The sequence below is a fragment of the Mesorhizobium shangrilense genome (assembly GCF_040537815.1).
Taxonomy (GTDB): domain Bacteria; phylum Pseudomonadota; class Alphaproteobacteria; order Rhizobiales; family Rhizobiaceae; genus Mesorhizobium; species Mesorhizobium shangrilense.
Genome location: NZ_JBEWSZ010000014.1, coordinates 20,688 through 42,156, shown reverse-complemented (window position 1 = coordinate 42,156; position 21,469 = coordinate 20,688). Strand labels below are relative to the sequence as shown.

Annotated in this window: 13 protein-coding genes and 4 pseudogenes; 5 read left to right on the top strand and 12 right to left on the bottom strand. The window is 57.8% G+C overall.

The window, feature by feature from the left end; translation table 11 throughout:
- Window positions 1-705: 705 nt before the first annotated feature.
- Window positions 706-836, bottom strand: a pseudogene (locus ABVQ20_RS40660) (IS110 family RNA-guided transposase); the annotation flags it as partial.
- Window positions 837-2,293: 1,457 nt separating this feature from the next.
- Here ABVQ20_RS40660 and ABVQ20_RS40655 point away from each other — a divergent pair.
- Window positions 2,294-2,389 (top strand): annotated as a pseudogene (locus ABVQ20_RS40655) (recombinase family protein); the annotation flags it as partial.
- Between the two features lie 16 nt (window positions 2,390-2,405).
- A pseudogene (locus ABVQ20_RS38775) lies at window positions 2,406-2,838 on the top strand (MFS transporter).
- On the opposite strand, the gene ABVQ20_RS38770 reads toward ABVQ20_RS38775, so the two are convergent.
- The 3 genes from ABVQ20_RS38770 to ABVQ20_RS38760 all read right to left on the bottom strand — a co-directional run bounded on the left by ABVQ20_RS38770 (window position 2,760) and on the right by ABVQ20_RS38760 (window position 6,840).
- Window positions 2,760-4,103, bottom strand: coding sequence for an MATE family efflux transporter (locus ABVQ20_RS38770; RefSeq protein ID WP_354465068.1), 1,344 nt, complete (start codon window positions 4,101-4,103; stop codon window positions 2,760-2,762). The pseudogene ABVQ20_RS38775 and the gene ABVQ20_RS38770 sit on opposite strands and share 79 nt — an antisense overlap.
- 260 nt (window positions 4,104-4,363) lie before the next feature.
- Window positions 4,364-4,744, bottom strand: a complete 381-nt coding sequence (locus ABVQ20_RS40650; protein ID WP_435528508.1) for a hypothetical protein — start codon at window positions 4,742-4,744, stop codon at window positions 4,364-4,366.
- Between the two features lie 929 nt (window positions 4,745-5,673).
- On the bottom strand, window positions 5,674-6,840 hold the full coding sequence (locus ABVQ20_RS38760) for a histidine decarboxylase (RefSeq protein ID WP_354465067.1): 1,167 nt from the start codon (window positions 6,838-6,840) through the stop codon (window positions 5,674-5,676).
- 292 nt (window positions 6,841-7,132) lie between these two features.
- Here ABVQ20_RS38760 and ABVQ20_RS38755 point away from each other — a divergent pair, with 292 nt between their 5' ends.
- Window positions 7,133-7,471 (top strand): hypothetical protein, encoded by a 339-nt coding sequence (locus tag ABVQ20_RS38755; protein ID WP_354465066.1) that lies wholly within the window; start codon window positions 7,133-7,135, stop codon window positions 7,469-7,471.
- 370 nt (window positions 7,472-7,841) lie between these two features.
- On the opposite strand, the gene glnT is transcribed toward ABVQ20_RS38755, so the two are convergent.
- Together glnT and ABVQ20_RS38745 are read right to left on the bottom strand one after the other, a co-directional pair.
- Complete coding sequence (glnT, locus tag ABVQ20_RS38750) at window positions 7,842-9,239, bottom strand: type III glutamate--ammonia ligase (RefSeq protein WP_354465065.1); 1,398 nt, start codon at window positions 9,237-9,239, stop codon at window positions 7,842-7,844.
- A gap of 743 nt (window positions 9,240-9,982) precedes the next feature.
- Window positions 9,983-10,201 (bottom strand): annotated as a pseudogene (locus ABVQ20_RS38745) (2Fe-2S iron-sulfur cluster-binding protein); the annotation flags it as partial.
- A 570-nt stretch (window positions 10,202-10,771) separates the two neighbouring features.
- Here ABVQ20_RS38745 and ABVQ20_RS38740 point away from each other — a divergent pair.
- Window positions 10,772-11,533: a class I SAM-dependent methyltransferase gene (locus tag ABVQ20_RS38740; RefSeq protein ID WP_354465064.1), complete on the top strand. Its 762-nt coding sequence runs from the start codon at window positions 10,772-10,774 to the stop codon at window positions 11,531-11,533.
- Between the two features lie 223 nt (window positions 11,534-11,756).
- Here the strand turns inward: ABVQ20_RS38740 and ABVQ20_RS38735 are convergent, their stop codons facing one another.
- Genes ABVQ20_RS38735 through ABVQ20_RS38720 form a run of 4 tightly spaced genes read right to left on the bottom strand, consistent with a single transcriptional unit; the run spans window position 11,757 to window position 16,786 of the window.
- Window positions 11,757-12,284, bottom strand: coding sequence for an aminomethyltransferase family protein (locus ABVQ20_RS38735; RefSeq protein ID WP_354465063.1), 528 nt, complete (start codon window positions 12,282-12,284; stop codon window positions 11,757-11,759).
- Window positions 12,277-15,243, bottom strand: coding sequence for a sarcosine oxidase subunit alpha (locus tag ABVQ20_RS38730; protein WP_354465062.1), 2,967 nt, complete (start codon window positions 15,241-15,243; stop codon window positions 12,277-12,279). The genes ABVQ20_RS38735 and ABVQ20_RS38730 overlap by 8 nt, the downstream gene beginning before the upstream one ends.
- The gene (locus ABVQ20_RS38725) at window positions 15,243-15,518 is read right to left on the bottom strand and encodes a sarcosine oxidase subunit delta (protein ID WP_354465061.1); all 276 of its coding nucleotides are present in this window, start codon (window positions 15,516-15,518) and stop codon (window positions 15,243-15,245) included. Before ABVQ20_RS38725 ends, ABVQ20_RS38730 begins: the two co-directional genes overlap by 1 nt.
- Window positions 15,519-15,535: 17 nt before the next feature.
- Complete coding sequence (locus tag ABVQ20_RS38720; protein WP_354465060.1) at window positions 15,536-16,786, bottom strand: sarcosine oxidase subunit beta family protein; 1,251 nt, start codon at window positions 16,784-16,786, stop codon at window positions 15,536-15,538.
- A gap of 95 nt (window positions 16,787-16,881) precedes the next feature.
- Here ABVQ20_RS38720 and ABVQ20_RS38715 point away from each other — a divergent pair, with 95 nt between their 5' ends.
- A complete protein-coding gene (locus ABVQ20_RS38715; protein WP_354465094.1) occupies window positions 16,882-17,859 on the top strand; it encodes a GlxA family transcriptional regulator in 978 nt (325 codons plus the stop codon).
- A gap of 306 nt (window positions 17,860-18,165) precedes the next feature.
- On the opposite strand, the gene ABVQ20_RS38710 is transcribed toward ABVQ20_RS38715, so the two are convergent.
- Both ABVQ20_RS38710 and ABVQ20_RS38705 read right to left on the bottom strand, forming a co-directional pair.
- Window positions 18,166-18,768, bottom strand: a complete 603-nt coding sequence (locus ABVQ20_RS38710; RefSeq protein WP_435528507.1) for a HupE/UreJ family protein — start codon at window positions 18,766-18,768, stop codon at window positions 18,166-18,168.
- Between the two features lie 45 nt (window positions 18,769-18,813).
- The gene (locus tag ABVQ20_RS38705) at window positions 18,814-21,411 is read right to left on the bottom strand and encodes a CehA/McbA family metallohydrolase (protein ID WP_354465059.1); all 2,598 of its coding nucleotides are present in this window, start codon (window positions 21,409-21,411) and stop codon (window positions 18,814-18,816) included.
- Window positions 21,412-21,469 lie beyond the last annotated feature (58 nt).

Below are 21,469 nucleotides of genomic sequence, written 5' to 3'. Positions count from 1 at the left end.
GAGCGGGTCGATGTGTTGGCGGCAAGGCCATCGCGCCAAGAGGGCGGCGGTCAACGTGGGATCGGGCGGAACGAAGGCGCTCACCCCGCTCGCCCCCGCCCAAAGTTGGAAGAGGATGCCGCGTAGATTGTAGGCGAAAGACGCGCAAACACCGGATTTGGCGGTCGCCTGCAACTGTTCGAAGAACCTCGTGCTAGTGAGGCCCTCAAGCAAATCATCGGTACAGACATCGAACGACCCTGCTCCTAGGTAAACGTCACCCGTGAGAGAGCAAAAGCCATACCGTCGCCAACAAATGGTTTGATTTCAAGATTTTGCCTGTCGCGGCCGTTTCTGCGCGTCCGTTACGGGCAAAATTTTGTCGGGCTTCTAACATAGGGGTAAGACCGCATGTCCGCCTCTGACGGTGAGGTGGCTCGCCCGGGTTGCCTCTCTATTCGTCAGGTTGAAGTCAAGCACTTGTCGAGCTTTCCGCTTCGCCGGCGCGCTGATCGTTGTGATGCGACCGGTACTGCAACCCTCGCGAACTCACCTCATTCATCGTCCCGCGAAAGACGCTCTTTCCACCGGCTGGTGGAACTTTGTGGGATGATCCTTGTCACGCTCGCTCTGCGATCATGTTTCATCTCCGTGTTCGACCGTCCCCGACCTGGTTTCGGCTCAGCCACTGCGCGCGCCGGCCGGCTGCAATGGTCGGGCGCACGATCAGGGGGCTTTCGGCATGATGTCTTGTCGCGTCCAACGAAACTCTGTGCCGTCGCGCCATATGCGATGTATGATCACCGCAGCCGGCGAGCCAATGCGACAATGGCCTTCTGTCGGCCGCCGCGCTTGGAACTTGAACAGGTTTTGAACTCTTTGTCCTGAGGCGGGATCTGCGGCTGTAGTTACTCGCCCGTGAAGAATGCCATTTCGCACCGGCGTTAGATTATAGGTTGATCTTTACCTCTGGCAATGGCAGCGGAGCATTGGGTCTTGTACTATTGACGAATGGTGACGCTCCAAGAGACGAGAATGGACGATGAACCCATTGTGGCATCTTGTTCGGCTATGGCGCCGTCTACGAATGCCCCTTTTTGCCAATGAGCCAAGGACGCGTTCGATTACGCTCGTTCTTGATGGTTGCGAGTCCCTCGCAAATGAGGATGCTTTGAACGAAACCCAACCAACGAGATCGCTTATCCAAGGAGTAATGCGCCGCTTCTGGCTTTAAGATTTCTTCACACATCCACAATGCATGGGACAACCGCATTGTTTTTGTTAGAGACTGCCATGTCATGGTTTCCGAAAAATCTTCTGGCCTAACACCCTTACTTATCAGCATGTCGCGATAATATCTAAAGGCCTGCAACGTGGCTTCATCTATTATCATTTCCCACCTCTTCGCTGTAAGATAGCTTCCACGTGGAACGCCAATTTTCCAAAAAGATTTCCAACCGACAACTCTCGCGAGCCCTGACTGCGCGCCTCATTCCGACGCGGCGATTCTAGCATCCTTGCCGTAAGTGGTAGGGATTATCGTCGCAACGCTGCTCCGCAGGAGCTTTCGATGTCCTGCAGCTGTGATCGGGATTACGACCCCATGCGCAGCTTGCAGGAGTCTGCCCGTTACGAAGCGCTCGGCCAAAATTTGCGTCGGGCTCCGTGACCGACTCGCACCACTGCGGCCGGCACCGCCATTCAGCACGACTTCAAGGGCCGCGCCAAATATAGCGCACTGCGCAACCGAGGTCACAAACCACGGCCCGCGCGCTCCCAACCGGCCGCACTCCGCCTTCTCAATCGCCCGCGGATGCTGAGGACAGGTACTGCCTCCAAGCTCCACGCATGCCAAACTTCCACTTCGTAAACCGTCGGGAGTCCCCCCGACTAGAGCACCTTCCTGGCATAACCCGCATCGAACTCGCATGACTCGCTAGGAGGTAGACAAAGTGGGAACGCCCCTGAGCGCGAAACCGTCGACGTAATCTAAACCATTTTGAGACCAGTATATACTGACGTATTGTTAAATATGATTTCCCAAATATGAAACTAGATGGCGCCTATTTTTATTCGAAGGGGCTTGCTGACAGCTGATCGACTGAGGAGGCCTAGCCGTTTACTCGCCGTAGAGCTACGCGCGTTTGTCAGAAGAGGCCGGAAGCGCGGGCAGCGGAGGGGGCGCGGTCAGGCGCCGACGGCCGCTCGTATCAGCGAACGGCTGCACTGCCTCGTCGTCGTCTCGGATTTTCTGGAGTGGGGATCACTGTCTTGTCCTCGATCCCACGTATGCTCCAGCGACTGCATTCACCCTGTGGCTCAATGCGATATTTCCGACTCTGATCTCTGCTTAGAACTCGGAATTGAGCGCATCATTTTAAACCGATATGTCGGCCCCAAGGGTGAACTTGGAGCATTCGTAGGAGGTGTCCAAACGAAGATCCTCATCCGTCCGTTCCACCGACGCTTGCCCTCTTCGGAACCAGGTGTTTCGTTCGATCTGGCTATCTACACAGGTATCCAGCCTGGGATGGCTCGTGCAAACAGTTGCCATCAGTTGGCTCATGGTCACCATTTCAGCGTCCGATCTGATGGTTGCACTCGTGGGGGGCCGCATCCACATTGCCGGTCTTCTTCCTGTCAATCCTTGCTGGAGCCATCGCCGACAATTTCAGCCGCCGACGGGTGATGTTTGACGGGCACTGCTTGATCAACAGCGCTGATGATTTCGTCCGCAGCATCATTCTTCTGGACGACATTGCTAAGTATCCGATCGACAATTATCCGACGAACGCAGAGCGAACACGGCGACGTATGACCGACAGTAAGCTTACGCCACGCACAAGCAGAAAAATGTGAAGGGCAGCCCAGAGTCCGTGGTTGCCGAAGATCGGCCCGAACGCGAACAAAGCGGCGATAAAGGCGGCGAAGGATATGAGCATCATGTTGCGTAAGTCGCGCGACCAGGTGGCGCCGATGAAGATGCCATTCATGTGCATGGCCAGCGCGCCGCTCAAGCTCCCGAACGCCGCCCAAGGAAGATAGATAACCGCCTCCGCACGCACGTCCGCTGTCTTGGTTATGGCGCCCAGTAACTGTTCGCCGAATGTGAAGACTAGGAGGCTGGCAAGGCCAGCAAGCGCGAACCCCCAGCCGGCGGTCAGCTTGACGGCGCGCAAGAACGCCCGCTGATCACGGGCTCCAAGGGCCCGACCGGCGAGTTGCTGGGCGGCCGCGGCGAACCCCTCGAGGAAATAACACGCGACCATGAAAAAGTGCATCAGCACCGCGTTGGCCGCCAAGGTCAATGTGCCAAATTGGGCGCCCTGCCGAGCGAACAGGACGTATGCTCCCGTCACCACGAAGGAATGGATCATCATGTCGCCGTTGACGTGAAGCATTCGCCTCATTGCCGCCATGTTGAACGTGAGCTGGCGCGACACTTTTGGTATCGCGCGGAAGCGCCCCAAGAGAATCGTAATGCCGGCCATCGTGGCGGCGGCCTCTCCACACACAGTTCCCCAGGCGACGCCTGTAACACCCCACCCGAGATAAAGACCCAGGAAGACGGATGACGCGGTACTCACCCCGTTGAGGAGAAGCTGCAGGATAAGTCCGAGGACTGCATTGCCGCAGCCTAGAAAGTAGCCGAGAATCGCATAGTTGATGAGAGAGGCAGGCGCCGAGATTAGGCGGATGCGGATGTAGAGGTCCATCGCGGTGGTCACGGGCTGTTCCGCGTTCATGAACCGTTCGCCGATCACGGCAATCAGCGGGGCGAGCAGTACCAATGCTAAGCCTGAAGTCGCGGCGATGACAAATGCCCGCCAGAGGACTGCCCTTGCTTCCAGAGCATCGCCCCTGCCGAAAGCTTGGGCGACGAATCCGGTCGTACCGGAGAGCAGGAAACTAAAACTCGTTAAGACGACATCGAAAACTACGCCTCCGGCCGCAAGACCCCCAATCAATCGGGCATCCCCGAATTGGCCGACCACGACAGTGTCGACGAAGCCGATCAGCGGGGTTGTGAGGCGTGCGAGTGCCATGGGAATGGCGATCGCCAGGACCTGCCGGTTGGTGACCTGGAATGGCTTGGAGCCGAGGGGCGGCGCTGTTCGTTGCACGTCGACTCCTACTGGATCTGCTGCGACCCCTTGTCTGCCAGTGGGGTGGCATACAGCCCCAGGGCAAAATTCGGAGGTCTGCGATGTCAAAGGGACGCGAGTTTGACGAGTCTGTGACCTTTATTGCGTCGCTGTTATCTGGCCCTCTAACATCGGACTGCCGGCCTCGAAGAGATGGCCGACCGAGGCACTTTGGTCGATCGCACCACTGGCAGATGCAGCATCGACGAAGTCTCTTGCAAGGCTCATGACCGGTGGATCTATCTGCATCCCCAAGCACTGCGTTGGCGAAGCGGCCGAGTTCTGGCTTGCTGGGTGTCGCGATTTGGCAACGGCGAAGCACTTTGTTTAACCTGACGCGGGAGAGCCGTGGCCGGGGCGACCGCGTCGTAGTAATTGATGACAGTCCCAGCAATGTCATAGGTCACCCGTGGCGGGGAACATTCCCGGATCAGCGCATCGACATCGTCTTTATCGGAACGGATCGCCTCGATTCCCGCTGCCGCGAGGTAGTCGTACAGCGCCGGATCAGTTGACAGTGTGATTGGATAGAGACCAAGACGCTGAGCCGCCTTGACGACCAGTAGAATGTTGATCTTACATTGAGTTAGATTGATGTAGTATTCTATAAATATATACATTTCTTACTACTTTCATAGTTAACGTCGAATCCAATTTACGCCAGGGGCATGAACGGTGGTATTCACCTATTAGTCGTGTTCGACATCGGATTCTGCTGTGAATTTACCATTACTAACGAGGTTTAAGCATAAAGATCCTGCAATTTTATTTTAAGTTTTTATTGCTTCTGCTCTGGACGAAGTGGTGAGGCGGCAATGTACGAGGTATGAAGCGAGCCAGCGGCCGTGGTGCCTGCGCTATCGATTAGGGGCAGGCCAACCAACAAGCAGCCTCTCTGTGACCCGGGGAAGAATACCTCTGTATGGCCAGCGGCCTATGAAGCAGCTACTTGCGACGTTCGTGGACCGGCTAACTCAGCGAGCGATCTACGAATATGTGAACGCAGGATCGCTCACGGCGGGCCGACAGGCGACGCGCAGGCCCTCCAGACACAATTGTATCTCTCGACGAGACAAAGCGTCCGGTTTGGCGAGGCAAAGGGAGCGCATGTGACGCAGGACAAGCTCGCGAGCGATCCGACGACCCTCACTACTAATAAGGCAACAGGGCTGTCGTCGTCCTACGCGGGTCTTGTTGTTGGTGGTGGGGTGCGCTGGCCCATCAGGTTGGCGAACTGGTAGCCCACCATCTCTTCTTCCTTGGGTCCCGCTCTTTCCGCTGGCGGTGAATGTAGGTCTGCTCGCGCAGCTGGTCTTCGTCGCTCAGATCACCCATCACCTCACTCTTGCAACGCATGGTTAAAGAAACTCAGGTTCTGAGGCGCGTTGCGGAATCAATGGGTGAACTCGCTCGCAAGCATGGGGGGCCTCCGATCTTCTTCGTGTCAAATCCGATGCGAGAATTCGTGTGAGAGACAGTGAGACATCTCTTTTATCTTGGAGCAGATCGGCCATCGTGAACTTTAATGAAACACCTTTTACCGAGAAATTCATGACAACTCGGCAGTATAGTCGCCTACGAAGCGGTCAATGAGATCGGCATTGACGTTTGGCATGACAATCGCGTGGGCGGAGTTGCCATGACATGCGAGCTGGTATTCGTTAACGAGTCTCTCGGACGGTTTCGGAAACACAACCGTCAAGGAGCATGGATTGAGCAATACCGGGACATTGGCTGATCGTAGTGCTCCGGCAAAGCCATCCGCACGCTCGATGCAGGTTCGGGCAAAATGACGGAAACCGGCGATGCCGAGACGCGTCAGCCGGTTCCATATCGCGAGAACGGCGTGGCCGTTTCGCGATCCCATCAAGGTAGTATCATCAGAGCGCAAGTAGCTCACGGTGGAGGCCACTCGACGGACATGTTCGCGTCGGACTACCAGGACGCCGCAGGGCATCGGCGTGCCGATCATCTTGTGGCCCGAGGTTGACATACTATCGATCCCGTGCCGGAAGGAGGGGCGGATACCACGCGGCAAGCCATCGACGAAGGGAAGGACCATTGCATTCAGGGCACCATCGACGTGGACGAAGCGCCGACTCGGATCGACCCCGACTTGGTCCAGAACGCTGATGCAGAACGCGATATCATCGTGCGCCCCCTTCATGGTCGTTCCACAGGTCAATGCGAGAATGACACAGCGATGGCGATTTGCCTGAACAACCTCCCGCAGAGCATCCGGACAGATGGCACCGGTATGGTCTGTCTCGCACGTCAAAGCCTCGATCCGGAGGATTTTCGCCGCCTTTGGCAGCGAATAGTGCGCCTCTGTGGAGTGTATCAGAACCGGATTACCAAGCGTCTCGCGCGCAAGGTACATGGCCCAAAGATTGCCCTCAGTTCCGCTCGCGCCCACTGACCCCCAATATTCTTCCGGATCAGCACAATCCCAGACCCGCATGACCCAGTCGACCACTTCGCGCTCCAAGCCGCAGACCTCAGTCGCATAGTGTGAACCGACATATGGATCACCCAAGTTATTGATTAGAAATTTGGCAAACTGAGAGATTGGCTCGGCATCAAATTCGAGATTGTACGGGTAGCCCAGGTGATTGACGCGCCTACCAGCGAAAGTATTGTGAAGTCCAAGTAATTTTTCATCTATAGCGCCATGGTTACCGACGTTGTGTGCAACTGTGTCGTATGTGGCATTCATAGATTTGCTCCACTATTAAACCAGCCTGTTATTAAAACGGCAGGCAAAGCATGACCCAAGGCGCACTTAAGTTGGTCAGACCGCTCGCCCTTTAGCTAGCCGCGGCGTCACTGATCCGTCAGGCCAAGGCGGCGACTTCGGCGCCATAGCGGTCCACGGCCGTCTGCGCAGTCAGCGGCGGGACGAGTTCGGCAACTCCTGGCGCCTCGCGACCAAGGAGCTTCAAAAATCATGCCGACTTGGCCGAAATGGTTTCAGAAAAGAGTTCTGTATATGATCCAACGACTTAATTATGATGCAGCAGGATCAAGCCGAAAAGTCCCGTGTCGCGGCCTCGACAACGCCGACTGTAGGTGTCGGTTGCCAGACGTTGTCCCAGAAATGCTGGACAGGTATCAGTCTTTGGACAGGCCTTGCGGCAGAGTCTGCCAGCGGGGATCAGCCGGTGCAATGCAGATCCAATCTTGAGCCCACCAGCATCCGTCTCATCTCGATTGTGGCGGCGGCATCCTCGGCAAGCGCGAACACTATTGGACCGCGCCAGAACGCCATCTGGCTCGACCATGGTTCCAACGCCAAGCTCTTCGGTGACTGGATTTTCATCGGGAACGTCATCGGCAGGCAAGTGTGAGTTCGGGTAGCGTCGTTTGCATGTCCGCGTCTTTTTTCGTTCGCTCTTCGTGGGTGTCTATCCGCAAACTTTCTTGTGTCCGAAGCTCGACAAGAATGTCGCACGCCCAACCAAAATGGGTCGGCAGGGCCCGCCACCGGTTGCCGGGCAGACGGCTTAACGCCAGGAAGCTCTAAGACGAGCTGATTGCTGCGATGATTTCATCGGGCCATACGTCAAGTCTTCATGACACCTCCCTGGTGGTGAAGGTATCATGGCGGCATGCGCCCTCACGGGTAACATTTTAGCTGAGGCAACGAACCTGCGCGGTAACAATTTTCTTGAGGCAATGTGGGGGGCAATTTCTCAGGTCGCCCGACAACGGCTGAGTTCAGAAGAAATTGAGGTACCTTTCAACTTCCCAGTCGGATACGTGGCGGTGGTATTCCAGCCACTCTAATCTCTTCAGGGACAGGAACTGTTCGATGACTGGCTTCCCGAGAGTGCCAGCAAACAACTGATCGGCCTCTAGTGCATCGAGCGCTTCGGTGAGCGTCTGCGGAAGCAGATCTATGCCCATCTCCTTGATTGCCTCGAGCGTGAGACCGTAGAAGTTGACATTTCTGGGCGCACCTGGCTCGATCTTCTGCTCAATTCCATCGAGACCGGCGGCAATAAGCGCGGCCGTTGCGAGGTACGGATTCATGCTGCTGTCGCCAGTACGAATCTCAAGCCTGCCGTAGGGAATTCGCACCATGGCGGTGCGATTGTTGTAGCCGTAAGCGATGCAGGCAGGAGCCCACGTTGCGCCTGAGACCGTGCCACCGACGACCAGACGCTTGTAGGAGTTCACGGTCGGCGCCAGAAGCGCTGTCAGCCCCTTTGCATGCGCGAGCACACCGCCCAGGAAATGATAGGCGAGCTTGCTCAAGCCCATTCCATTCGGGTCTGCATCATCGTGAAAGAGATTCCGCCCGTCCGCGTCGGCGATAGAGCAATGGATATGCATGCCATTGCCAGTCGAATTACTGCGCGGCTTTGGCATAAAGGAGCAGATGGCGCCGAGATCATGCGCGATTTCCGAGACCGCCATTTTAAAGAAGACGATCTGGTCAGCCGTCTTTAGTGCATCGGCGTACCTGAAGTTGATTTCGTACTGTCCGTTCGCGTCTTCATGGTCGATCTGATAAACATCGATTCCAACGGCCTGTAAGCATTCCGTTACGCGCTCAAGGAAGTTTCGCCCGCGCATGAGGCCGCGATAATCATAAGCGGGCTTGGTAAGCGTATCCGTGCGGTCGAACGGCGACAGTTTCCCGTCTGGCTCCCGCCGCAGCAGAAGGAACTCGGGCTCCAGCCCCGTATTGAGCGTCCAGTCGCGCTTAGCAAGGGACGCGACTTGCTTCTTGAGAACGTTACGCGTGTCGACCGGATGCGGCACTCCCTTCACGGTGCCGACTCCCATCATGCGAGCATATCCGGGAGCCCATGGCGTCACCGTCAACGTATCAAGTTCGCAGACCACCATGTATTCCGGTTCATGCGGAAGAAGGCCTAGTCCGCACGTGCCGGAACCAGCGAAGCCCGCGCCTTCCGTCAAAATGCAATCGAGATGTTGCACCGGAACGGCTTTGCTCTTTACGACCCCATATAGGTCGACAAATTGCGCGAGTACATAGCGGACGCCCGCCTGCTCCAGGAAGGCTTGAGCCCCTGCGACGTCCAACTCCTTAGGCGTCGCAAGGCACCGGGGTGACAGTGCGCCAGTCCATGCGTTGGGGAGTTGCATTCGGATTTCTCCTTTGGTTGATTTTTCGCTATGTTGGTTTGGTGAGTTGCCTATTGGGGACATGACCCTAATAGCGCCTGCAAGAGGTCTCACCTGCGCTGTTAAACCGGAAGGTGCCGAACAATCGCACTCATTCCCTTGCTAGTGCCAAGACTCACGTGCACGCAGCACAAGCTACCGCTTCTTCCACGAAGATTATCCGCTTCTATTTGTGATCGCCGATCAGCGCATCCAGTTTTTTGATCTTGGGGCCTAGCCTGCTGAGCGCCATCCCAGGCCAGAGTTGACAGACCCTGCGACCTAATCTGGTTCTTGTTCACGTGCGAACAAAGCTCTTGCCTTGAGCGCACTACACCCAACATAAGCAAGATTTGGGCCAATGAGCGCAGCGGTAATGCACGCGTTTTGACAAGGCGCAATGTCACTTTCGCAACAGAACCGATCGAAATCCTCGGTGTCTGATTGGCCTCGCATCAGGGCCTCTCTGTGCCCCTATTAAGCCGTTGCAACAAAACCCTATGACGTGCGTATTCGCGTATTCCGATGAAGCCGGCGACCGATTCCAATTTGAAGCCGGCCAATCATTCCGATTTCATTCCGGCCACCATTCCGATTTGAAGGCGGCCAGTTTTCGGTCTGATCCTGGGTCTGGTTGATGTTGGGGCTGTTTTTTGTTTCAGGTCAAGCTTCGGTGTTTTCGGGTTTTGGGGTGCGATTGCCGGGCTCTGTTTTCGCATGCTTTCACCGGTGAGATAACTCATGAGCGCATTCGGCTCCTCGGCCCCGGACGAATAGATCCCGCGCGGGCGGTGGTATTTGAAACTGCGGCCGACGAGGCCCACGGCGTTCGCCCGCAGCGCCGGCGCGAGCGTGTCGCAGCGGAAGCCAGCCATGGCCTTTCCGTCGAAGACACTCACCCGCCCCCAGATCGTGCCTGGGACTGAGCCGATGCTCACCACCACGGCTCTTTACTCCAGGAACTCCGGCTGGTTTGGGGGCTGCTCTTCAAAGCCGATGCCGAGAGACCCGCCCTCAACATCATTTTTTACACAGAGTTCACAAGCCTTTACGATCCGCTAGGTTCATTCCTTCGTCCTTGGACAATCTGGCAGAGAGGATTTCGCCGTGATTGTCAGCGCCGCAAACGCATTTCCGTCGATGATCCGGGCGGTCACGCCATCTTCTCCTCCATCTGCTTCGCCGCCGTTTCCAGCACGTGCCAGGGCGATTCGGCAGGCGCGCGCGCCCGACACGGCGACAAGCGCTTCGCTGCGGCGAACGATGAAACAACTCATATGCTCAAGGCCGATATACGTCGCCCGGTCCGGACCTTGGCGAGCTTCGAGACCAGTGCCTCCAGAGGCACCATACCGGCCCGAGGTAAAATCTCGAATGCGGCAAGATCAATATCTGTTGCAGGAATATTTAACAACGGTATGGAAACTTTCACAAATGTTTTCTTTCAAAGTATGCAATAATCGATAAAATCGTAGGCAAACAAAAGTTGAAACCAAAACATAAGGACAAAACTTATGAATGACGATATTAATAGCAAAGTATCTCCGTCAGATTTTGAACCATACTTCAAAGAAGATTACTTTTATTTTGGCGATGTGGTCAATCTGCCAGAAATGAGTGATAGACAAACAGAATTAATTTGGGAGCTTCTTTCTCTTGGACAAGGCAGCTCAGTCCTTGAACTTGGATGCGGCTATGGGCGGATTACCAACCGGTTGGCGAAAAAAGGAGCGCAGGTAGCCGGGCTTGATATCTCGCCGATCTTGCTAAAAGAAGCCGAAGCGGGTGCGGCTGAACGCGATGTAAATGTTGAGTATGTCCTGGGCGACATGCGCTCACTTCCCTGGCGAGATCGATTCGACGCGGCTTTTCTGTGGTACACGACGTTTGGCTATTTCGACGACGCGGACAATGAGAGAGTTCTTCGTGAAGCCGCTTCTTCACTTAGAAAGGGCGGGCGGCTGCTAATCGATCACCACAATCGTGTGCTTCTGCTGCGTCACAAATTGCCTATCTGTAACGTTTGGCAGCGTAACAACGATGTGAGAATCGATATATTGAGCAATGATGTGCTAAGTGATCGCTCGCACATCGAAAGGATTATCGTTCGCGACGGATGCGTTAGACGAACGCATCTTTCTTTCAGACAGTATGGGTTTTCTGAATATGTTAGCATGTTGCGAAGCGCGGGATTCGAGACTGTTGAAGCCTATGGGGAGGAAGGTGGAGCGTTTACATCTGATAGCTCGCGCCTCATGGTTGTCGCATACAAATAATACCAACGGCCCTACCGGCGCGCAATTCTGATCTCTTATCGTGCAACGTTGACCCCTTCTAAGGGATGAGAGGGAAACAATTCTCGATAAAGATCCGATTCTCCGAGCGTCCCCTGTCATCGCCATGTCGGTCTCCTGGTCTTGTCGCTCTGCCTTGCGGCGCGCGTTTCCTGGAAGGGATCGCCGCCACGCGCACTTCCGTGCCGCCGCGGCGATCAAGGTCTCAGCGGGGGTCGGCGCTCAGATGAGCAATCTCGTCCCACAGGCTCTGACCAAAGCCGCGCAGTACGACCAGCTCGAATCGATCCGCTGCGCAGCGGGTCATGTGCACGGAGATATGTCCCATCATCGTCATCGCGCACTGACCGATGGCCATACCTTGGAAATCGACGGCCGTGCCCTTTGCGAGCGCCGACGTAACGGCGTGGCCCGAGACTTCGATGCGAATGCGTCCATGGGTTTGATCGACTGCGAAGGCATGTGAAGCGAGCTTTTCAAACTCTGCCCGCAGGTCGACGTGAGACGTCGGCTCATCCCTGACCACGAGCCATTGTCCGGGGCCGAAGGTGCGGATCCTGTTGGCCTCGCCGCCGAACAGACCTTGTAGCGTGGCAGTGAGATCCTCGCCGCCAGGCTTGCCGAGTATGTGGATCAAGTTGCCCTCGGGCATCGCCTTCATGGCGAAGGCGTCGGAACCCCGCACTGGTTCGGTGCTGATCGCCGGGCGGTGAATGAGATCGAAATCAGACATGGAGCTTCTCGTTTGTTGGATCGAAGAAGACCGGATTGCATAGCCGCGCTGCGGTGAATTCGCCACACAAGCCGTTCCACACCACCACCTCTTCGCCATGTCTGGCATGGCCACGCTTCACTAGCGCCAAGCCGATTGTCGAGCCGACATGTGGAGAAAAGGCACTCGACGAGACGTAGCCCTGGTCGTTCTCGAGCGTCGGAGCAGCGTCCTTGGCGAGGATGTGCGAGCCGGTGCGGAATGTAGCAGTGGGATCGAGGGGCACGACGCCGACAAGGCTCGGGCGATCCTCGGCCACTAGGCCCTCGCGGCCGAGCATCGCCCTGCCAATGAAATCCGGCTTGGCTGTCGACACCATCTTTGCGAAGCCGAGGTCCGACGGGATCACCGTGCCGTTGATCTCGTTATGCGTCACATGGCCCTTCTCGATGCGAAGTACGCTGAGCGCCTCGACGCCATAGGGCTGGATGCCATGTTCCTTGCCTGCTTGGAGAACGGCGTCTGCGACGCTCTCGCCATAGCCGGCCGGCACGGCAAGCTCATAAGCCAGTTCGCCCGAGAACGAGATACGAAACAGGCGGCCATGCAGCCGGCCGCCGAACAGTGAGACTTCCTTTGCCGCAAGAAAGGGGAAAGCAGCGTCGGAAATATCATCGTCGACGATCGCCTGCAACGTCGCGCGCGCCTTCGGCCCGACCACGGACATCTGTGCCCATTGGTCCGTGACCGAGGCGAGCCGCACGTCGAGTTCCGGCCACAGCACCTGCGCGCAGAATTCGAGATGCGTCATGACGCCGGCGGCATAGGCCGTGGTCGTCGTCATGAAGAAGCGGTCGTCAGCCAGGCGGCTCGTCGTGCCGTCATCATAGATAAAACCGTCCTCGCGCAGCATCAGGCCATAGCGCGCCTTGCCGACCGGCAGTTTCAAGAAGGCGTTTGAATAGACCCGATTGAGGAACTCCGCCGCATCCTTGCCGCAGACCTCGATCTTGCCGAGCATGGACACATCGCAGATGCCGACATTCGTTCGAACGTTCAGGACCTCGCGATCGACGCTCTGTCGCCAGCTGGTTTCACCAGCGCGCGGGAACCAGGATGAGCGATACCAGAGACCGGTCTCGACGAAGACCGCGCCGTGCTTCTTGGCCCAGTCATGCAGAGGCGACTTGCGCACCGGCTGGAAATGATGGCCGTGATGCGGACCGGTCAGCGCGCCGAAGCTGATCGGCGTGTAGAAGGGCCGGAAGGTTGTCGTGCCGACTTCGGCGGGAGAGACGCCACGCGCTTCGGCCAGCAGGCCAATTGCGTTGACATTGGTGAGCTTGCCCTGGTCGGTGGCCATGCCCGATGTCGTGTAGCGCTTGGCAAGTTCGACATCGCCATAGCCTTCCTGCACGGCAAGGTCGAGATCCTTGCGGCCGACATCGTTTTGGAAGTCGACGAAGGCCTTGCCCTTCACGCCACGGATATTCCAGAGCGGGCGGGCCGGTGGAGCAACGACGTCGCCATCCACAGGACCGGCGTCGAATGGCTGGGCGGCGAACCCGAGCTCTTGGGCGATGGCAGCGCCGCGCGCAGCGCCCTCTGCAAAGCTTGCCGACAATCCGCTCGTGCCCGTGACGGCGCCTGCGAGCACGAGGCCCCTGGTCTCCGACGGGGCCATGAAGGCGCCATGCACATCCGACCATTGCGGCTTGCCGCCGCGATGGCAGGCAAGGTGGATGATCGGGCTGAAGCCGCCGGACATGGCGAGCGCATTCAGGGCGATGGCTTCGGTCGCGCCGTTTGCGGCCGTCACGTTGACGCTGGAGAGCGCTTTGCCGCCCTTGGCGTCAGACACGACGGCGCCCTTGATAAGGCGAGCCTTGCCGGTATAGGCGAACTGGGCGTCGGCGCGGCTGTCGATGATTGCGGTAAGCTGGACACCCGCCGCCTCGAGATCGCGGGCGAGTGCATAACCGCTGTCATTGGTGGTGAAGATGGCGGTGCGCTGGCCGGGGGCCACGGCAAAGCGGTTGAGATAGCTGCGCATCGCACCCGCGATCATCACACCGGGAATATCGTTGCCGCCGAACACGAGCGGCTGCTCCTCGGCACCGGTGGCGAGCAGTGCCTTCTTGGCGACGATGCGCCACATGCGCTCAACCGGCTTGTTCGGATCGGGGTTGCGCACATGCTTCTGGGCGCGCTCCACAGCGCCAAAGACATTGCCGTCATACCAGCCGAAAGCAGTGGTGCGGGTCAGTACGCGTACATTCGGCAGCGTTTCCAGCTCGTCGGCCAGCCGCTTGGCAAATGCCGGCGCGCTTTCCCAGCCGATGGTCGCTGTCTCCGACAGCAACGATCCGCCCGCAAGGCTGTGTTCGTCGAGGATGATGACACGTGCCCCCGCACGGCCGGCAGTCAGCGCGGCGGCCAGCCCGGCGGGGCCGGCGCCGATCACCAGCAGGTCGCAATGCGCCCAGCTCTTCTCGTACCGGTCGGGATCGGGCTCGTAGGTCGCCTTGCCGAGACCGGCGGCGCGGCGGATCAAGGGCTCGTAGAGACCTTCCCAGAGCTTCGCCGGCCACATGAAGGTCTTGTAGTAGAAGCCCGCGGCGAGGAAGGGTGAGAGCAGGCCGTTCACCGAACCGATATCGAAATCGAGCGAAGGCCAGCGGTTCTGGCTGCGGGCTTCGAGACCGTCGTAAAGGTCCTGCATCGTAGCCCGGGTATTGGCCTCTGTGCGCCCTCCGCTGCCGATGGTCATCAATGCATTCGGTTCGGCGGCGCCCGCGGTTAGGATGCCGCGCGGCCGATGGTATTTGAAGCTGCGGCCCACCAGCTGGCGGCCATTGGCGAGCAGGGCGGAAGCCAGCGTATCGCCGGCATGGCCGGTGAGCGACTGGCCGTCAAAGCTGAAGCCGAGGCGTGACTGGCGATCGATCAGGCCACCCTTGGGCAGTCGATAGGAGGTCATCAGAGCGCCTCCGCCGATAGGTCGAGCACAACGTCGCGGGAGCCCGAAATTTCATGTGTCGCCGTATTGCGGCTCACCACCAGCCAGCGCCGGCAACCAGACGTATGATGCCAATATTCCTCATAAGCGCCGCGCGGATTGTCGCGCAGATAGACATGGTCGATCCACGCCCCCGCGACGGCATCAGGTGCGGGTCGGGCGAGTGCCGCGCCCTTCACAGTGAATTCTTCTTTCGGCCGCGAGCCGCAATGGGGACACGGGATAAGGCTTGCCATGTTCAGTACCCTGCAAATCAGTGAAGGTTGGGCTGGGCGCCCTGGCCCTTTTCGTCGAGGATATGGCCGCGCGCGAAACGGTCGAGGCGGAAGGCGCGAGCGGTCTCGTGGGGCGTGCCGCGTGCGATGAGGTGCGCAAAGCACAGGCCCGATGCGGGCGTCGCCTTGAAGCCGCCATAGCACCAGCCGGCATTGAGGTAGAGATTGTCGATATGGGTGCGGTCGATGATCGGCGAGCCGTCCATCGACATGTCCATGATCCCGCCCCAGGACCGCAGCACGCGGACGCGGGAAATGCCGGGGATCATCGCCTTACCCGCCTCGGCAACATGCTCGACGGTGGCGAGATTGCCGCGTTGGGCATAGGAATTGTAGCCATCGATGTCGCCGCCGAAGACGAGCCCGCCCTTGTCGGACTGCGAGACGTAGAAATGGCCCGCGCCGAAGGTCACGACGCAATCGATGAAGGGTTTCAGGCCCTCGGAGACGAAGGCCTGAAGCACATGGCTTTCCAGCGGCAGCTTAATATCGGCCATCTCGGCAACGCGCGAGGAATTGCCAGCGGCCGCGAGCGCCAGCTTGCCACAGCCAATGAAGCCGCGCGTGGTCTCGACGCCGGCGACCTTGCCGTTTTCGCGGCGAATGCCGGTCACTTCGCAATGCTGGATGATGTCGACGCCGCGCATGTCAGCGCCGCGGGCATAGCCCCAGGCCACCGCGTCATGCCGCACCGTGCCACCGCGTCTCTGCAGCAGGCCCCCCTGGATCGGGAAGCGGGCATTGTCGAAATCGAGGAATGGCAGCTTGGCGCGGACCGCCTCGCGGTCGAGCAGTTCCGCATCGACGCCATGCAGCAGCATGGCATTGCCGCGCCGCGTATAGGCGTCGCGCTGCGCGTCGGAATGATAGAGATTGAGCACGCCGCGCTGAGAGACCATCGCGTTGAAATTAAAATCCTGCTCCAAGCCTTCCCAGAGCTTCATCGACAGTTCATAAAAGGGGTTGTTGCCCGGCAGCAGGTAGTTGGAGCGGATGATTGTTGTGTTTCGCCCGACATTGCCGGAGCCGACATAGCCTTTCTCCAGCACTGCGACATTGGTGACGCCAAATTCCTTGGCAAGATAATAGGCCGTCGCTAGGCCATGCCCGCCCCCGCCGACGATGATCACGTCGTAGTGGGATTTGGGCTCCGGCGCGCGCCAGGCGAGGCCCCACCCGGTATTGCCGCGAAGGCCGTTGAGAAAAATTGAAAGAGCGGAGTATCGCATCGCTGCCCGTGTCCAAGCTGGAGAGTCTGGTCAGACTATGCCGGTCGCCACCATTTTTGTTCCACATATGGGACGATTTATTATATGGATCGGACATGACGGTTGAATTGGATAGACAAACTCAGCAGTTCGGTTTTCTGCTACTACCGAATTTCGCGCTCATGTCCTACGCATCGGCGAGCGAACCCTTGCGCGCCGCAAATCTGCTCGCAGGCCGCAGCCTCTATGCCATCAGGCAGCTTTCGCAGGGTGGCCGGCCGGTGCAGAGCTCGGGCGGTATCGACATCGCCTGCGATGATGTTTCGTCCGTGGGAGCGGAATTCCATACAGTGTTCGTCTGCGCGGGCGGCGATCCCGGCAACTGGGCGGAAGCGGACAGGCTATTCGGCACATTGCGGCGGCTGTCGCGCCTCGGCGTCCGTCTCGGTGCGATCTCGAGTGGCGCCTATCTCCTGGCCGCCGCTGGTCTGCTCGACAACAGGGACTTCACCATTCATTGGGAGCATGCCCCGGTCCTGCGCGAGGCCTATCCGGCTTTAGCGCTCCGGCAGGCCCGCTACGTCATCGACGGCGATCGCATAACCTGCGGCGGCGGCGTGGCTCCGCTCGACATGATGCATGCGCTGATCGCGGAACGCATGGGTGCTCATTTTGCGAACCGCGTCAGTGACTGGTACCTTCACACCGCGATTGCCGACCCATCTGACCCGCAACGCGGTTCTGCGGCCGAGCGATTTGGCACCCACAATCCGATCCTGCTGGCCGCGCTTGAAAAGATGGAGGCGACGATCGAAAATCCGCTCGATCGCGAAGCAATGGCGCATTTCCTCTCGATCAGCTCCCGCCATCTGGATCGCCTCTTGACCCAGCATCTGAGCGCCGGCTTCCTGCAAACCTACCGCCGGATCCGGCTGGATCACGCGCGGCGGCTGATCGAACAGAGCCCGCTTGCGATCGCCGAAATTGCCTTTGCCACCGGGTTCTCCAGCACCGGACACTTTTCTCAGGTTTTCAAGAAGCAATACTGCAAGACGCCGAGCTCGTGGCGTGCGGGCCGGATCCGCGGGGGGTGAGCGTGCCTCGTTTCGCTGGATCTGGATGCAAAGATTTCTGCTCTCACCGTGTCGTTGTCGAATTTCGAGAACTCGACATTGTCCGAGGTAAGACTTAGGGTTGGGGGGAATCGAATACGACGGCAGTTTTTTCTTCAGCTCGCGAACCTTGGGGCCAGGCGACGTTTCCGCGCTGTCGTTCTTCGCCGAGGGTTTAGAAGCGTCGAAGAAGTTAAGTTATACTCTTAGTGTGCCGCGTCTGCTATTGGTAAGCGGGCAGCTGAGGCCGTTCAGGTCTGGTGATTCCCAGCTAGAATCTTAGTCCGGCTAGACCGCGCCAAAGATCAGGCCGAGGCCGACTGCGGCGGTCGCCGCCCCCGCCAGTTGTACGAGGGCGCGAAACCGCCGGCCGGCAAGTCCCAAACCGATACCTACGCCGTGCAGGAGTGCTGTGGCGAGGGCAAAGCCGGCGAGATATTCGAGACCCCCCGCAGTCTCTGGAATCTCTGTGCCATGCGCGTGACCGTGGAAAAGCGCAAAGAGGCCGATAATGACCGCCCCTGTCGCTACAGGCAAGTCGGCCGCAGCAGCGACTAGCAGGCCGAGTACCACAATCGAGGCGAGGATGACGGGCTCTACGAACGGAACGGGCACGCCGGCGATACCTAGCGCGCCGCCAGCAAGCACTAGGCCGACGAAGGCCGCCGGCCAAGCCCAGAGGGCGCGTCCGCCCTTCAGCGCCGCCCACAGACCGACCGCGACCATCACCATGATGTGGTCAAGCCCGAAGAGCGGGTGCGCAAAGCCCGCTGCAAACGAATTAGCTGAGCTGACGCCGATATGGGACAATGCCGGCTTGCATGCAGATGCAAGCATAATTGCCACGAAGGCTAGTTTGGTGGTTTTACTTATGATCATCGGAGTGTCCATCGAGCGTTGCTTTTTCAAAAACCGGTGCGCGGTTGCTGTACGTCACTAATCATGCTCGGAATGGTGCGTACCGACACTGTGTGGGTGATCGTATCCCATTTGATGCATTTGATCGTGTAGGCGACGGTACGCCGATTGGAGCACAAGCCGCATCTCTTTGTACCGTGTCGTCTCTGCGCGAGTTCCGATTGTGTCGATGTATGCCATCGACCCCTCGATCTGTTCCAGGATTGTCAGCGCGTCAGCCGCCGCGAAAAAATGAGATCCCTCGACGTCAATCATGACGGGCGACGAGTGGGTGGCGATCATTTCAGGTTTGTCGTCGTATTTTGCGCGAACAAGCAACGCGATCCACGAACTCTTCTGGATGCGCACCGACCAACTGCCGGCATCTTGCCACGGCTTGAGGGTGCGGCTTTCCTTAACCTCGCCGTTGACGACAAGGTCGATCCTGGTCATTGGCACGATTACGCTTGCGGCGTTCCAACTGACAGTGACTGTGCCGCCCGATGAGGACAGCCCAAAACGGCTGCCCATAGGTTTTCCGTCGACATCAATATCCATCAGAGGTCCAGAAGTGACAAACGTATGCCCCGCACGGACAGCGTCCATCCACGTCTCGTAGGAAAACTCTCGGTTGTCGGTGATCTTTGCGTAGGTCCGGATCGTTCCCACGGCGTATTGGGCGGACATCTTATCGGTTCCGGCCACTGCAGGGATGAGGTATCCGTTGTTTAGGTAGCGATACCAGTCGGCCAGCGAATAGGCATCGATCCCACTATACAGGTTACTGTACGAAGTCATTTCGACGGCGTCCGCTTCGCCAAGCACAATTGTCGCTGCGTTCTCCAATCGGGGATCCGGAAAGTGAGGCAGCACAACCAAGCCACCCTGCTTCCGACATTTTTGTGCCCATTCGGTCAAGAGTACATCGACAGGATCGCCAATAGCGGATTCATCGGCACCTCCGGAGCAGAGAGGCGTGATCATGTTCCCCGAATAGCCAAGAAGCGATATGTGACCGAGGACATGTTGGCGGTTCTCTGTGCCAACCCGCACCAGATATTCGCCAGTGCCCCCGGCGGCTCTCGTGCCAAAGGTTGTGTGGCCATCGAAATCGCCAACGTTAGTCATCAATTCTCCCCACTGGCTGGCCAAGAGATTGATGACGTTTACGCCCTCCGCTGCACCCTCCAACATAGCTGTTGCCGGGGATAGGAAGTGAACGTGTGTATCGGCAGTTACCCACCCTTGTTCACGCCAGTGAAGAGCCTTTTCAATTTCCAGCGTAATTTCAGTCGTGTCTCGTGTAACCTCGACTGTTTTTCGGACTGGCGTGATCTCAAATCCTTTGGTGATCTCTATGAAGACATTTCCTAGTGGCAGATCAATTGTTGTGTGGCCTGAGATATAGGTGGAGGTGTGTGTGCCGTGGCACAAATCTGGGCTGTAATTCTCGAACCATTGCGGGTTCGGGTTTCGACTTCGGTCTACTGGAGCGAGATACTCTCCCATCATGCCGTGGACGTGAAGCTTGACGGGAATAGCCGTGTTCGTTCCTTTTTCAACGACGCGTAGGCTCACACGTTGGTCTGCAGGTTTTACCACCTCCAATGCAACACCATTGCGAGAGCAGGTGGATTCAAGGTTACGAAGAGCGGCCCGGATATCGCCCGCCAAATGGAATTCAGCATCCTCGTGAGCGGCGTATTCCACCAGGACTTCATTGAAAGCTATGTTCGGCTGAAGGTTCTGACGCGTCCCTTCCCATTCCTCGCTCGGGTATACGAGCCGCGGGTGCGCGGCGATAACTTGACCCAGATCGAGTTGGATTTGGTCTAGTAGAGTGTGCTCCTCGAAAGCAGGTTCGGAGCCAACATGAGGAAAGTCCCTTAACAATACCTTCGCCCGTGTTCTCCAGCGAAGGGGCATGGAGCGATTGTTCCCTACGGACAGCCCGGAGACGATCAAGCTGCCAGAGACTGGCTCAAATCGAAGGCCTACTACAGCTTTTCCGGGATTGGGATTTTCGAGGGCCCAAACAGAATTAATCCACCGCCCATTATCCTCGAAAACCAATTGCAACTGCCGGAGGCCCCACGCGACAGGATTGTGGAGACCAGCTGTGTTCCTTTTCGAATCCCATTGGCCACTCCCCTTGAACGACAAAGATCGAGGTTTTATGGCTGGCACAGCCTCAGTGCATTGCTCGCCCCACCGCTGTAGAAATGATCCTACTTGATGTCGCCGCCGGATTTCCACCTTCTCCTCGGAGCCGTCGTCGTAAATCAGGACATAGTTGGCCGCATGTTCACCTAGCTGACCTATACCTCGCATAGGCGAAATTAGCCCTTTTCGATCGGCAGAAAGCGGCCGAATATCAGAGGCATGTAGGAATACGAACCATCGAGCTAAGGTTGACGCAATTCTTATCGTAGTACGCTGATCGTGCAGAAAAATCGGCCGCTCAATTTCAAACGGGATGCCCCAAGCTACGCACGCACCTGAATGCGCAAAAGGGACAGCCTGCGCCAGCTCAGCCGACACGTCTTTATGCAGTGCAAGTTCTTCAAATGAGAGCGAGCCCTCAAGAGTGACAGGCCGGAACAGCGGTGAAGCCGGACCGTCTCGATATATAGTCATGGACTTATCCCAATAAGCCGCCTTAACCAGCACACGAGGAGTGCTGGCATTTCCTGTG

Bases quoted from the DNA above. Each gene is read 5' to 3' on its own strand.
- ABVQ20_RS38710 (WP_435528507.1), bottom strand. From the start codon at position 18,768: ATGGACACTCCGATGATCATAAGTAAAACCACCAAACTAGCCTTCGTG.
- ABVQ20_RS38730 (WP_354465062.1), bottom strand. From the start codon at position 15,243: ATGACCTCCTATCGACTGCCCAAGGGTGGCCTGATCGATCGCCAGTCA.
- ABVQ20_RS38715 (WP_354465094.1), top strand. From the start codon at position 16,882: ATGACGGTTGAATTGGATAGACAAACTCAGCAGTTCGGTTTTCTGCTA.
- ABVQ20_RS38720 (WP_354465060.1), bottom strand. From the start codon at position 16,786: ATGCGATACTCCGCTCTTTCAATTTTTCTCAACGGCCTTCGCGGCAAT.
- ABVQ20_RS38755 (WP_354465066.1), top strand. From the start codon at position 7,133: ATGATGCAGCAGGATCAAGCCGAAAAGTCCCGTGTCGCGGCCTCGACA.
- glnT (WP_354465065.1), bottom strand. From the start codon at position 9,239: ATGCAACTCCCCAACGCATGGACTGGCGCACTGTCACCCCGGTGCCTT.
- ABVQ20_RS38705 (WP_354465059.1), bottom strand. From the start codon at position 21,411: ATGACTATATATCGAGACGGTCCGGCTTCACCGCTGTTCCGGCCTGTC.
- ABVQ20_RS40650 (WP_435528508.1), bottom strand. From the start codon at position 4,744: ATGTATATATTTATAGAATACTACATCAATCTAACTCAATGTAAGATC.
- ABVQ20_RS38725 (WP_354465061.1), bottom strand. From the start codon at position 15,518: ATGGCAAGCCTTATCCCGTGTCCCCATTGCGGCTCGCGGCCGAAAGAA.
- ABVQ20_RS38760 (WP_354465067.1), bottom strand. From the start codon at position 6,840: ATGAATGCCACATACGACACAGTTGCACACAACGTCGGTAACCATGGC.
- ABVQ20_RS38740 (WP_354465064.1), top strand. From the start codon at position 10,772: ATGAATGACGATATTAATAGCAAAGTATCTCCGTCAGATTTTGAACCA.
- ABVQ20_RS38735 (WP_354465063.1), bottom strand. From the start codon at position 12,284: ATGTCTGATTTCGATCTCATTCACCGCCCGGCGATCAGCACCGAACCA.